The sequence below is a fragment of the Lysinibacillus sp. FSL M8-0216 genome (genome assembly GCF_038595555.1).
Lineage (GTDB): Bacteria > Bacillota > Bacilli > Bacillales_A > Planococcaceae > Lysinibacillus > Lysinibacillus fusiformis.
On the sequence record NZ_CP152007.1, the window covers coordinates 4288042 to 4301102 of the forward strand.

General features: G+C 36.9%; 12 protein-coding genes. 3 read left to right on the top strand and 9 right to left on the bottom strand.

Going from position 1 to position 13061, the window contains the following annotated elements; translation table 11 throughout:
• Positions 1-92 precede the first annotated feature (92 nt).
• Entirely contained in the window at positions 93-677 is a 585-nt protein-coding gene (locus MKX57_RS21315) for a YdhK family protein (RefSeq protein WP_089987270.1), read from the top strand.
• A 41-nt stretch (positions 678-718) separates the two neighbouring features.
• On the opposite strand, the gene MKX57_RS21320 is transcribed toward MKX57_RS21315, so the two are convergent.
• The 6 genes from MKX57_RS21320 to MKX57_RS21345 form a co-directional block, all read right to left on the bottom strand.
• Positions 719-1420: a response regulator transcription factor gene (locus MKX57_RS21320; RefSeq protein ID WP_008176937.1), complete on the bottom strand. Its 702-nt coding sequence runs from the start codon at positions 1418-1420 to the stop codon at positions 719-721.
• Positions 1392-2792: an ATP-binding protein gene (locus MKX57_RS21325; protein ID WP_090003201.1), complete on the bottom strand. Its 1401-nt coding sequence runs from the start codon at positions 2790-2792 to the stop codon at positions 1392-1394. Before MKX57_RS21325 ends, MKX57_RS21320 begins: the two co-directional genes overlap by 29 nt.
• A 129-nt stretch (positions 2793-2921) precedes the next feature.
• Positions 2922-3464 (bottom strand): NADPH-dependent FMN reductase, encoded by a 543-nt coding sequence (locus tag MKX57_RS21330; protein WP_025117582.1) that lies wholly within the window; start codon positions 3462-3464, stop codon positions 2922-2924.
• A 63-nt stretch (positions 3465-3527) separates the two neighbouring features.
• Positions 3528-4145 (bottom strand): nitroreductase family protein, encoded by a 618-nt coding sequence (locus tag MKX57_RS21335; RefSeq protein WP_008176945.1) that lies wholly within the window; start codon positions 4143-4145, stop codon positions 3528-3530.
• A gap of 68 nt (positions 4146-4213) precedes the next feature.
• Positions 4214-5197: a ring-cleaving dioxygenase gene (locus tag MKX57_RS21340; RefSeq protein WP_342550585.1), complete on the bottom strand. Its 984-nt coding sequence runs from the start codon at positions 5195-5197 to the stop codon at positions 4214-4216.
• A 51-nt stretch (positions 5198-5248) separates the two neighbouring features.
• Entirely contained in the window at positions 5249-5683 is a 435-nt protein-coding gene (locus MKX57_RS21345; RefSeq protein WP_008176948.1) for a MarR family transcriptional regulator, read from the bottom strand.
• A 172-nt stretch (positions 5684-5855) separates the two neighbouring features.
• On the opposite strand from MKX57_RS21345, the gene MKX57_RS21350 reads away from it, so the two are divergent.
• Positions 5856-7841, top strand: a complete 1986-nt coding sequence (locus MKX57_RS21350; protein WP_342550586.1) for a catalase — start codon at positions 5856-5858, stop codon at positions 7839-7841.
• 53 nt (positions 7842-7894) lie between these two features.
• On the opposite strand, the gene MKX57_RS21355 is transcribed toward MKX57_RS21350, so the two are convergent.
• From MKX57_RS21355 to MKX57_RS21365, 3 genes are all read right to left on the bottom strand, one after another.
• Positions 7895-8359 (bottom strand): YusW family protein, encoded by a 465-nt coding sequence (locus MKX57_RS21355; RefSeq protein ID WP_008176953.1) that lies wholly within the window; start codon positions 8357-8359, stop codon positions 7895-7897.
• Positions 8360-8465: 106 nt separating this feature from the next.
• Positions 8466-10679 carry a YcdB/YcdC domain-containing protein gene (locus tag MKX57_RS21360; RefSeq protein ID WP_089987146.1) on the bottom strand — a complete coding sequence of 738 codons (2214 nt, stop codon included), beginning with the start codon at positions 10677-10679 and terminating at the stop codon, positions 8466-8468.
• Between the two features lie 126 nt (positions 10680-10805).
• Entirely contained in the window at positions 10806-12095 is a 1290-nt protein-coding gene (locus MKX57_RS21365; protein ID WP_342551139.1) for a glycoside hydrolase family 18 protein, read from the bottom strand.
• A 536-nt stretch (positions 12096-12631) separates the two neighbouring features.
• On the opposite strand from MKX57_RS21365, the gene MKX57_RS21370 reads away from it, so the two are divergent.
• On the top strand, positions 12632-13051 hold the full coding sequence (locus MKX57_RS21370) for a hypothetical protein (RefSeq protein ID WP_089987147.1): 420 nt from the start codon (positions 12632-12634) through the stop codon (positions 13049-13051).
• Positions 13052-13061: the final 10 nt, after the last annotated feature.

Below are 13061 nucleotides of genomic sequence, written 5' to 3' on the forward strand. Positions count from 1 at the left end.
ATAGACTAAAGAAGTTTTTTGTAATAATTAATGTCCATCATTTCTGCATATTTGTTTGTTACAGTAAGGGCAAATAGAAAGGAGGATCTCATATGACATTCAAGCAAAGATGGTCAGGTGGACTATTATCAGCAGTTGCTTTACTTACTTTATCCGCTTGTTCTGAAGATAAAACGGAGCCTTCCTCAACTTCAGATAATACTCCTGAGACAGAGCAACAAACAGAAATGGATCACTCCTCAATGAACCATTCTAGCTCAGCAGAAGTACCGGCTACATTAAGAAAAGCTGAAGATCCAGCATTTCCGGTTGGAAGTACCGCTATGATTACAGATGGGCATATGGAGGGGATGAAGGGTGCTGAAGCGACGATTGTTGGTGCCTATAAAACTACAGCCTATATCATTTCTTATGATCCAACATCAGGTGGCAAACGTGTAGAGAATCATAAATGGATTATCCATGAGGAATTAATGGATGTAGGGGAAGCACCACTGTCCCCTGATACAGAGGTAAAAACGACTGCTACTCATATGGAAGGCATGAAAAAAGCAACCGTCCGCATTAAAGAAGCCGTACCAACCACAGTTTATATGGTTGATTACACTTCAACCACGAATGGTGAAGCAGTGAAAAATCATAAATGGGTAACAGAAGATGAGTTAACAGCGCAATAATCCGAACAACCTCTTCCAATATATTTGGCAGAGGTTGTTTTCTAGTTTTTATGTTCTAAAGGCTTTCGATCCGCAAACTTCTGCCATTTATAGCCGATTCCCCAAACGGTTTGCAAGTAATCATCAGCAGGAAATCCACTTTTCCTTAATTTTTCTCGTAAATTACGGACATGGGAATCGATAGTGCGATCCTCAATGGATACATGATAACCCCAAACTGTGTTAATAAGATGTTCTCTTGAAAACACTTTATTTTGATAATCTAGAAATAAGGACATCATGGAAAATTCTTTTGGTGTTAATGGGATTGCCTCTTGTTGATAATATAATTCAAAGGATTCTTTATCTAAGCGTAAACCCTCAAAGACAACCACCTTGTCTTCTATCTTGGTTCTCCTTAATACAGCATGTATACGTGCTAATAGCTCTTCCTCATCAAAAGGCTTTAATATATAATCATCTGCCCCAATGTTTAAACCTTTTACAATATCCGAATGCTCTCCTTTAGCCGTAAGCATGATGATAGGTACATGCCAAAACTTCCTGATTTCTTCACACACTTGAAACCCATCCATTTCTGGCATCATAATATCCAAAAGAACTAAATCCACATGCTCTTCCTCTAGATAAATGAGCGCATCTTGAATGGAAGACATTGCTCTACATTGAAAACCGGGCTCTAAGTAAAGAGTCAATAAATCTAACATTCTTGGTTCATCGTCTATGCATAAAATGGTTTTCATCCGCTTCTACTCCTTTAAACGATAATTCAAAAACAGTCCCTTTATTTAGTTCACTTTTAACCGTCACTTCTCCCCCATGAGCCTGTACGAGTTCCTTGACAATGGCAAGTCCTAATCCGGTACCACCTAACGCACGACTTCTAGATTTTTCTACGCGGTAAAAGCGCTCAAAAATAAACGGTAAATCCTTGTTGGGAATCCCTCTCCCTGTATCTCGTATTATAATCGTTAATACACCATTGACCTTCTTTACATCTACCGTGGTAGTATCTCCCTGTCCGCAATAGGTCAATGCGTTATTTAATAGATTAATTATTATTTGCTCTAATCTTGCCTCATCTGCCCATAACGTTAATCCCTTTTCACAGCACACATCAAAGTGGATATCTTTTTCTTGAAAAGCAGGACTTAATTTCCCCTTAATACCAGTAAAAAAAGCCTGTAAATCTAGATTTTGTTTTTCAATAACAAATGAGTTTTCATCCATCTTAGCTAAATCAAATAAATCCTTTATTAATCGTGAAAGTCTATTCGTCTCTTCCAATATAATAGCTAAGTATTTTTGTCGATCTTGCACGGATAAATCACGTTTATAAAGAATATCGGTATAACCTTTAATAAAGGTTATCGGTGTACGAAGCTCATGGGCAATGCTAGATAAAAACTCTTTGCGCTCCTGCCTTAAATGATTTAACTCATTTGATAGTAGCTGAATGGCATTTGATAAATCCCCAAGCTCATCTTTGCCATTTGTAGAAAGAGCGACTGTAAAGTCCCCTTTACTCATTTTCAACGTGGCCTCTTTCATCTGAATTAATGGTTCAGCAAGCTTTCTAGATAACACAATGATGACAGCAATGGTGACTAAGCCAGAAACAATGCCCACTATAAGGAAATGTTTATTCAAGCGTTTCATTAATGCATGGATCGAGTCTGTATTTTGAAACATAAAGACATAACCAATCGTTGTCTGCTCTTTTTGCATTGGACTAATAGTAGCTATAGCTTTTGCCTGTTGCCAGTTATCTTGTAGAATCTTTCCCTCATATGGTGTAGTTCCATCTAATTTCTTTATCAGATTCTTCATTTCAGGATGCAGTTGCGAGGAGGCTAAAATGGTCCCCTCAGCATCTGTCACTACTACATCTGTAGATTCTTCCGATTCCATCAAGACGACATGTGCTAATGTTTCCTTATTAAAGTTCTGTTCTAATATTGTGCGATGTGAGTTTCCTCTCGCTTGCAAACTTGCTAATTCTTCCTCCACTCTAGAATTAGTCAATGAGGCGTGTAAAAAAAACATCATAAATGTTTCAATACAAAATAATGTAATGAAAAAGATGATGCCTAGCTTTAGTGATAATTTTCTCATCTGTAACCACCATTTTAGAGTTTCTTACTAGTATATCGGCAAAATATGAAGATTTCATGCAGAAAAAATCTCTTTCCAAACATAAAAAGACCCATAAATATAGTTTATACTCATGGGTTAGCTTTTAATTTAAATGTATTTTTTTGCCCAGTTTAAGAAGTTATCGATGACTACATCCAAGAATTTCACTGTACCTTCATCCGTCAAATTACCTTCTGCATCAAATTTTGTATGCACAGCACCAATATAAACATCATTGCCGCTTAGTAATGGTGAGTTAATGCCCGGTGAGAATAAAATATCACGTAGATGTAATTGTGCTTTTACAGTACCTAGATTACCCATTGATGCACCCATAATAATAGATGGTTTGCCAATCATTACTTTATCTACACGAGATAACCAATCAATCGCATTAACCATGACACCTGGAACAGTTCCATTATATTCTGGTGTTACCCATAACACTGCATCTGCAGCCTTTACTTTTGCTTTAAAATCAAGAACTGCTTGTGGTGCTTCATTTTCGATATCTTGATTGTACATTGGTAAATCCTTCAGACTTAACACTTCTAGATCCAATTTCTCTGTATATCGTTTTTCAATAAATTGAGCTAATTGCATATTATAAGATTCTTTACGGATACTCCCTACGATGGCTACTACTTTCACGATGTTTCCTCCTAAATGTACATAATTCTTAGTATTTAAATAACTATTGTATTTTATACCACTTTAATAATAAATGGCAAATTCTTCAACTGGCTTACGATAACCACGTAAACGACGACTACTTTCTTTTTCTTTTCCAATCGTAATCATGAGCGCTATTTCTTGCTCTTCTGGTACATTGAAAAGCTCACGCATTTTTTGATTATCGAAGCCAATCATTGGACAAGTATCCCAGCCACGATTTTTCGCGGCTAGCATAAATAACATGGCTGACAAAGATGCATTTCGAATCGCTTCATCTTTCATAAATTCCTCGCCGCGGTCTTCATAAAAGTGAGTATTCTCAGCAACTATTTCTTCTAACTCATACGTTGTGATAATCCCTAAATCGACCATACCTTGACTTAGTTCGGCCGTATTTTTATACGCTTTTTTATCACCTAATACAAGAATGACTCCAGAAGCTGAATGCACTTTATATTGACCATATGCAGCTTCTCTTACTTTTTCCTTCATAGCCTCATCCAACACAACGATGTAATTGGCATGCTGTAAGTTAAAGGCCGATGGAGCAAGTTTGACATCCTCTAAAATTGGGCGTATATCTTCCTCAGTCATTTTAACGTCCGTTAAAAAATTGTTCGCCGAGCGACGCTTATCAATCAATTTGGAAAATTCCATTCAATAAACCTCCAATTCAATATGTAACCATTCAGTAGAGAAAAAATTTCTCTACTGAATTAAAAATATTACTCATATTCTTTATCGAACGTAATGGAGCTTCTTACAGTATCTATAGGGCGAACAAGTCCTTCAATTTGTGTACGTTTTGGTTCTAGGAATGGTGGTAATGAAAGTTTTTCTCCTAACGTTTCATACGGTTCATCTCCCATAAATCCTGGCCCATCTGTTGCTAACTCAAATAAAATTTGTGGCGCTACACGTGCATATAAGGATTCAAAGAAATGACGATTTACATAGCCAGATGTGTGGAAACCAAAGCTTTCAAAACGTGCAGTCCATTCATCTAATACTGCACGATCCTCTACACGAAAGGCCGCATGGTGAACCGTACCAAAACCTTGGCGAGCTACTGGTAACACTGTATTGTGTTCTACAATCACTTGCGCTCCATTGCCACCCTCACCTACTTCAAATAGGTGGAAATGTCCGTCCTCCTCAATCTCTGTAAATAACATTACTTTTTCTAACACATCTTTAAAGTAATTAAAATCAGCTACACGAACAAATACTGGCCCTAAACCTGTAATAGCAAATTCAAGTGGGATAGGCCCATCCTGCCATGGCGTACCTGATGCGATACCTGTATCATGATCATCAGAAATAAGCTGATACTGCTGATCATCAAAATCCACAAATGATAGTGTTTTTTTACCAAACTGTTCTTTTATACCTGTATGTTTTACATGTAATCGGTCAAAGCGCTTTTCCCAATAGTCTAAAGAAGCATCTGTTGGCACACGGAAGGAAGTCTTTGAAATTTCATTTGTACCATGTACACCTTTTGGAATGTTAGGGAAATCAAAAAACGTCATATCTGTACCAGCACTCCCTTTATCATCCGCAAAGAATAAATGGTATGTTTGAATGTCATCCTGATTGACTGTTTTCTTCACTAAGCGCATTCCTAATACATAGGTAAAGAATTTATAATTTTCTTCAGCACTGCTTGTAATAGCCGTTACATGGTGTACACCTTTTAAATGATTCATAAAAATTCTCCTCCCATTATCTCGAAATCGAGATATTTATTTAAAATTTTTTTACTGTTCATTCGCATTTTTGCCAACCTTTTTTAGGGACAAAATCATTGTATCCAGCTCTTGAGGTCCCAATACTTGAAATATCTCATTTATTTTTTGTTCATGCTTAGGGAAAATCTCTTCCATTAGGGTCTGTCCCTCATTTGTAAGCAATACATAAGTGACACGTCGATCTCTAGGGCATGATTTGCGATATACATAGCCTTTTTGTTCAAGCTTATCAATTACATACGTAATACTACTGCTTGCAATTAATATTCTTTTGCCGATCACTTGAATGGGCTGCTCTCCACGATGATACAGAAATTCAAGGACCGAAAATTCGGTTTGATTTAAGTCAAATTGAAGTAAATCCCTTTTTGTTGCTTCCTGAATCGTTTGATATGCTCGGAACAAGACCGTAAATGCTTTTAAGTTACGATTGTCTTCCTTCATACGACTCCCTCACTTATTTCGAATTTAATTATCTTTAATTCGAGATAATAATAACATATCTATTTTTAATCAGCAATCATTTTGTTTCGTATGTTACTCATTAGCTGAAAATGTTTGTGAACATCCACTGCGGGTAGAAGGAAGTTGTAACTTATAAAGGAGGATTCTATATATGAAAAAAGAAATCAATCAAAAACAACAACAATTAGAAGCATTCCGAGTAAGTGATAAAAATCAACCACTCACAACCAATCAAGGACTAAAAATATCAGAGGATGAACATTCTTTAAAAGCTGGTGATCGAGGTCCTACTTTACTAGAGGATTTTCATTTTCGTGAAAAAATGACGCACTTTGATCATGAACGTATTCCAGAAAGAGTAGTACATGCACGTGGATCGGCAGCACATGGGATTTTTGAAACCTATGAATGTGCAAGTGACATTACAAAAGCACAATTTTTAAATGGTAAAGGAACTAAAACACCAGTCTTTGTTCGTTTCTCTACCGTTGCAGGCTCAAGAGGCTCAGCCGATACTGTCCGTGACGCACGTGGCTTCGCTACAAAATTTTATACACAGGAAGGTAACTATGATTTGGTCGGAAATAATATTCCGGTATTTTTTATACAAGACGCTATTAAATTCCCCGATTTCGTACACGCAGTAAAGCCCGAACCAAATAACGAAATTCCTCAAGCTCAAAGTGCCCATGATACATTTTGGGATTTTATTGCGAACAATCAGGAATCTGCCCATATGGTTATGTGGCATATGTCGGATAGATCGATTCCACGAAGCTACCGAATGATGGAGGGCTTCGGTGTGAATACCTATCGTTTCATCAATGCCGAAGGAAAATCCCATTTTGTTAAGTTTCATTGGAAGCCAGTTCTTGGTGTTAAATCGTTAGTATGGGATGAGGCACAGATCATAGCTGGTAAAGATCCTGATTTCCACCGCAGAGATTTATGGGATTCCATCGAACGTGGTGATTATCCAGAATGGGAGCTTGGCGTGCAGCTTATTCCGCATGAAGATGAATTTAAATTTAGTTTCGATATTCTCGATGCTACAAAAATATGGCCCGAGGAAGAGGTTCCTGTCCGTATCCTTGGCAAAATGACGCTTAATAAAAATGTGGACAACTTTTTTGCTGAAACAGAACAAGCTGCATTTCATGTAGGGCATGTTGTACCTGGCATTGACTTCTCAAATGACCCTTTATTACAAGGCCGCTTATTTTCTTATACAGATACACAGTTAATAAGACTCGGAGGCCCAAACTTTCATGAGCTCCCTATTAATAAGCCTATCTGTCCTTTCCATAATAATCAGCGAGATGGCTATGGTCGACAAACGATTAATGTTGGGCAAGTTAGCTACCATAAAAATTCCTTAGCTGATAACACACCATACCCCGTTCCTGAGGCAGAAGGTGGCTATACACATTATGAGGAAAAAGTAGAGGGTCATAAAGTACGCGCAAGCAGTGAAAGTTTCAAGGACCATTTTACACAAGCTAGGTTATTTTGGTTGAGTATGACCGATATTGAAAAGGAACATATCATCAATGCCTTTAGCTTTGAGCTTGGTAAAGTAAAAAATAAAGCCATTCGAAAACAAGTTGTCGATATGTTTGCCCATGTCAGCCATACACTTGCAACAGCAATTGCAGATAATATTGGTATTGTACCTCCCGTACACGTAGAGGTCCCTCATACTATGCAAACCTCCCCTGCTGTTAGCCAAATCTTGAATGCTATAGAAAGTGTAAAAACTTTTAAAGTAGCCGTGATCGTAGCAGAAAATACGGAGGAAAACCTAAATGACCTGATTGCTACACTTTTGAGCAAAAATATAGTAGTAGAATTAATTAGTACAAAACAGGGCTTACTAAATGGCTTTGAGATTCATGAAACTTTTGCCACTGCTTCGTCCGTACTTTATGATGGAATTTATGTAACTGGTTCCTACCATGATTCCCATCAACAAATTAAAGCAGAGCAATTTATTGAAGAAGCCTACCAGCACTTTAAAACAATTGGCCTTGCTAAAAATGTATCGGTTTTACCGCATATCGCCAATAAAAATGGGGTTGCGAATAACTTACCTTCTTTTATTCAATTCCTTTCAAAGCATCGACATTGGGAACGTTAACGTTTATACATGTATAAGCCAGCTAACGCTTGTTTAGCTGGCTTGTCTCATTTTTAAGGTAGTCGTTTAAATTCCTTTTCATTTCCGTCCATAAACTCTACTTCGACTTCAATGGACTGATAGTTATCTTCAATATTAAAAACTTTAATTACTTGATCAATCACTTCATCATTTGGCGTGGTAGAATCAAAATTTAACTGCTTAAATAACGGCTCTAGTTTTGTATAGGCTTCATCACCTTGTAACTTTACATTTTGTCGATCATCCTGTAACTTCGCTGAAATTCCTGATTTTTTATTTTCATACTCTACCTCATATGACTCCGTTGCAGAATAATCAACATCCAATGAAAACTCTAAAAAATTGAATGTCACTTGGTCTGTAGGCGTATCACCAGTCTGTTGTGAAGCATTCTGATCTGCTGGCGCATTAGTAGGCACATCCTTTACCTCATCTTTATTACAGCCATAAAGGATAACCATTACGAAAGAAATCGCTAATAATAATTTTAATTTCATCCAATTGTACACTCCTTTCTTTTCATATTATTTCCCCATTCTGCTATAAACTAACCAAAAAAGGACATCTCCTCAAATGAGGAAATGCCCTTTTCATGACATTCAACTAATAATAGAAATTGCGATCAACTTTATTTTCTTGAATAGCCTTTGCTAAACGAACTGTCGAGACAGCCAAATCAGCATATGACACACTCTTCGTAGCATTAAAGTTATTTTGCTGTGCATCAATTAGACCTATACCATTTGCTAAAGCAATATAGCCTGTATACGCTGGATCAATTGAAGATGCATCAGCAAAGTTTAATTTATAAATATCTTTATATTTAGCAACATTGTCTAATTGTAATAGTTTGATTGACCACTCTGCGAACTCTTGGCGAGTTAGAGTAGCATCTAATGCAAATTGATTAGCAGGCTGAATAATGCCCATTTTAACAGCTTGCTCCACTACCCCATAGAGCGGATGTTTTTTATCAATATTGTTGAAGGATTGCTTTTCCCCATCCCCATTGCCATAGTACCCGTAAGTTAAGGAGTGCAATAAAATTTTCAATGCTTCTCCTTTTGTTACAGCAGCGTCCGCATTAAAGTTTGCTATATCTTTTACATCTAACACATTTTGGTTGAATAAATAGTTTAACTCTTTGGCAGCTGTTGGATGAGAAATAGCTGGCTTCTCTTTTGAGTCATCTACATTCGTTAACCATTCACCAGAAATAGCATCAATTTGGTTATATAAACTTCCATTGTAAGTAGGTGCATACACCAAATCGTAATGGAGTTTACTCTCTGAATCTTGTTTTACATATTGCAGTTGCAATGTAAGTGCTTTGCTATAAGCTTCTTTTGCTTTGTCAGCGGATATAACATTATTAATAGGCTGCCAGTTATCTATCTTTTGCTTATATACACTTAGTGAGCGTAAAGATCCATCAGAGCCAATCCCTACATGTAAGCCATCTCCTACAACTGCAATACCATTCATAATGCGTGGGAAGGTGAAGTAATACTCCTTACTATATTGATCGAATACGGCATCCTCGATTGGCATTGAATATTCATGTAAATATGAAGGTGCCCATTCCTTCAAGTAATCAGTTGCCTTCTTCAATGCAGCGTCCTTAGAAATTGCGTTTACTTTGTTATTTATTAAAAAATCTCTCGATAGGTCATGATACTGAACTAGTTCACCTGTCGCCTTATTAATTTCTAAAGAGCTACCAGATCCACCATTGCCATACATATACGTATAGTTTACAGAGTAGATCGTCTCACCATTGTCATTTTCTCTTTCATCTACTAAATCGATCGTAAGCTTTGCTTTACTCTCATCAACTTTTAAGAAATTTTTTGCGAATTCTTCAGCCTCAGTTGCCGTCATACCGTTCTTTCTTGGTGGTAATGGTTGTGCTGAAATTTTTTCAATGCTCTTTGTCTTCGGCAATTGTTCAGTGAAACCATTTGCTGTCTGCCATTGCCCATTTAGAGCATGTACACCATTGAACCCTGTGGCAGGTGCATAAACAAGCTTCACATTACGTTGATCAGATCTGTAGTCATAATCAATATAATAACGAAGTTCGACAGCTAAATTATCACGAACTTGTGCCAGCATATCCTCCTCTTTCTTTTTTTGATCTAAACTATCAAAGGAAGCTTTACTAATAGACTCTGCATTACTAGACATCCCCGTAACCTCACCATTTGCCAGAACATTAATAGTAATACTTTGATCTCCAATAAGAACCCCATTATAAATTGGTGAATAGACATAGGAGTAAGTAATCGGTTCTGATAACGGTCTCGTCATATTAAAACCATATTCGTTATAATTATCACGAAGTTTGTAATTATCCGCATTTGCAAATTTACCCAGGAATTTTTGTGCAATTTTTTGTGCCTCATTCTCAGAATACTTTGCTGGATAGATTGCCTCTGCTATATTTGCAGGCTGATAATAAAAGTTTTCTAATTCTAAATCATCGCCCTTAAATACAAAGCTACCATGTACGTCTTTACCTTTAATTGTTTTATAGAAATTTAGTTCATATCGAACCGTTGTATCATCTCTATAGAAGTGTCCTGGTCCAGAATTAAAGTCTTGATCCGCTACAAATTTGAACTCTTCCGGAAATAGTGATCGTAGCTTTTTTATTAGCATATTTTTTGTAATTTTTGTTTCAGTTGAAGCTACCTGAATTTCAATACGCTCCGATCCTTCCTTTACATTTGCTGATGCTTGCGATATTGGTGCTAAAATACCAACAGAAAATGCTGTTGACGTTAGAATTATTCCTAACTTTTTAAATTTACCCAAAATATCCCTCCTAAAATACTATTTGCCATAATTATAATATAGTTTCCGATATTTAGAAACATTTTTACATATAATTTCCAAATCAAAAGAAAATACAATGGGTAAACCCTATTCTTCTGCCTCGTTTCATTTCTTCACCACATCAAAATTAGCACCAATTAATACCCAATTTTGAGGGAAAGGTAATCCTAATTTCCAATAGCCAATGCCACGAAGATTATATTGTTTGACTAGATTAAATTTAGCTTGAATGGATCTTGCATCTTCAAACCATACAATATGCGCTCTACCCTGTTCATCATAGTATTCAAAAAACGGAGCTTGTGCTCTCCAATCATATTGAATTGCCGCATTATAACGTTTGGCAATCTCAATAGCTCGTTGAGGACTCAATGCTTCAGCAAATGGGCCCCCTTGAACAAATGGTAATGTCCAATCATAACCATATAAATTTTGTCCTAGCATAATTTTGCTGGCAGGTATTTCACTCACTGCATACTTGACAACGGCCTCCACTTCAGGAAGTGGGGAAACGGCCATTGGGGGTCCCGCAGAATAACCCCATTCATAGGTCATTAATAAAACAAAGTCCACTATCTCACCATGTGCCCTATAATCATGCCCCGCAGTCCATGGACCTCGATCACTTGCACTTGTTTTTGGAGCTAAAGCAGTAGATACCGTGTATCCTTGAGCATGGAATTTCTCCACCGCTCTTCTTAAAAAATTGTTATAGGCTTCTCGTTGATCACCTGGTAAATTTTCAAAATCAAAATGGATATCCTTAACGTCCTCTAGCTTTCTAGCCTCCGCAAGAATATTATCAAAGAGTAAATTCTGAACAGCTGTACTTTGAAAAATATCTCTCGCCAGATCTCCACTAAAACTGAAATTCTCCAGATTCGTAACGACCATTGCCAATGAAGCCCCAGTATCATCCGCAATTTGAGTTACACCTTGACTAGGCGGTATCCGTAAGGTGCCATCCCGTCTGGCTTCATAGCTAAATAAAGCTAAATATGTTAAATAGGGACCCGCTTCCCTAGCTTGATTTAAAAGTACCTCACTAACCGAAGTACCTCTTGGCTCTAAGTATGCTAATGTTTCTGCTCTTGTTTTTGGTGGTTGCGGAATATATAATCTCATCCCAACAGCTAATGGTTGATTTGGGTTAATACCGTTGACTTGCGCAAGTGTTACATAGTTAATACCGAAGCGTTGTCCAATTGACCATAAACTATCTCCTGGCTGTACATAATAAAAGCTACCAACAATAGGTATCACAAGAGCTTGCCCCACAACTAAACGATTTGGGTCTGGAATTTGATTGGCATCTACAATACTTTGAACCGTAGTCCCATACGCCTGCGCAATACCCCATAAAGACTCGCCAGCCCGTACAACATGTATTTGAATGATCTTGCCTCCTTCTAGCTTGATAAATCATACCTATAAAGTTTATGAGATAAGAAAAGAAATAATGTCTTTCTAGAAACCACATAAAAATCCATTCATCAAAGTAGCAAAGGATGTTACCGTGGTTTATTTTCTAATCTTCTAGCTTTATAGATTTGGCGAATAAAAGATCCTTTATAATAGTTTTAGCATCATCATTTCGTTATATTTTCCACACAAGCGTTCACTTTCTATTACTCTCTATATAGTAGAAGTAGCCTGAAAAATTTTCTTGTGTAATATCCTCTGCTTTCCATAGTATTTATATTATAGAGCGCAAATTGATACATACCCCTATAAAAATAATCGTACAAACGTTCTATTTTCAACAGATCTTTAAGCAAGCCTACCCCCTCTTTCTACCTTACTAATAATCCGTAACATGCTATTTTTTGTTACACATTTCCCAAAAATAATTATGCAACTAGCGTCGGATGCCTTATTCTTTTCATAGTTATCACTCTTGTATAATGAAATTATTGTAAGGAGGTGTTAGATTGCGTTTATTTTACCAACAAAAAGGAATCGGTAAGAAATCACGTAAGCTTCAACAGATTCCATTTTTCATTGAAGAACCTGTCATAAATTTACAAGATTTACTTATTAAACTTGTCACACAACAGGTACAACAATATAACGAGAAAATGGTTGATACGCCACTCCATCTCTATTTCACCGATCAGCAATTAGATGATGCGGCTCAGCATGGCAAGGTCCATTTTGGAGAGAAAAAAAGTGATTCATTCCAGCCAGTAGACCAAGCTGTCTCTACAATGCTTCAAGCTTTTCAAGATGAGCTTTTCTTAGTACTTCACAATGAGGAGTCTCTAGATTCGCTTAACTCGCCACTAACTGTACAGGAAGACGATGTTTTTACATTTATTAGATTAACCATGCTTGCAGGACGAATTTGGTAAGGAGGAATGT

Coding starts and splice junctions, on each gene's coding strand:
- MKX57_RS21315 (WP_089987270.1), top strand. CDS start 93: ATGACATTCAAGCAAAGATGGTCAGGTGGACTATTATCAGCAGTTGCT.
- MKX57_RS21320 (WP_008176937.1), bottom strand. CDS start 1,420: ATGAAAACCATTTTATGCATAGACGATGAACCAAGAATGTTAGATTTA.
- MKX57_RS21325 (WP_090003201.1), bottom strand. CDS start 2,792: ATGAGAAAATTATCACTAAAGCTAGGCATCATCTTTTTCATTACATTA.
- MKX57_RS21335 (WP_008176945.1), bottom strand. CDS start 4,145: ATGGAATTTTCCAAATTGATTGATAAGCGTCGCTCGGCGAACAATTTT.
- MKX57_RS21340 (WP_342550585.1), bottom strand. CDS start 5,197: ATGAATCATTTAAAAGGTGTACACCATGTAACGGCTATTACAAGCAGT.
- MKX57_RS21345 (WP_008176948.1), bottom strand. CDS start 5,683: ATGAAGGAAGACAATCGTAACTTAAAAGCATTTACGGTCTTGTTCCGA.
- MKX57_RS21350 (WP_342550586.1), top strand. CDS start 5,856: ATGAAAAAAGAAATCAATCAAAAACAACAACAATTAGAAGCATTCCGA.
- MKX57_RS21355 (WP_008176953.1), bottom strand. CDS start 8,359: ATGAAATTAAAATTATTATTAGCGATTTCTTTCGTAATGGTTATCCTT.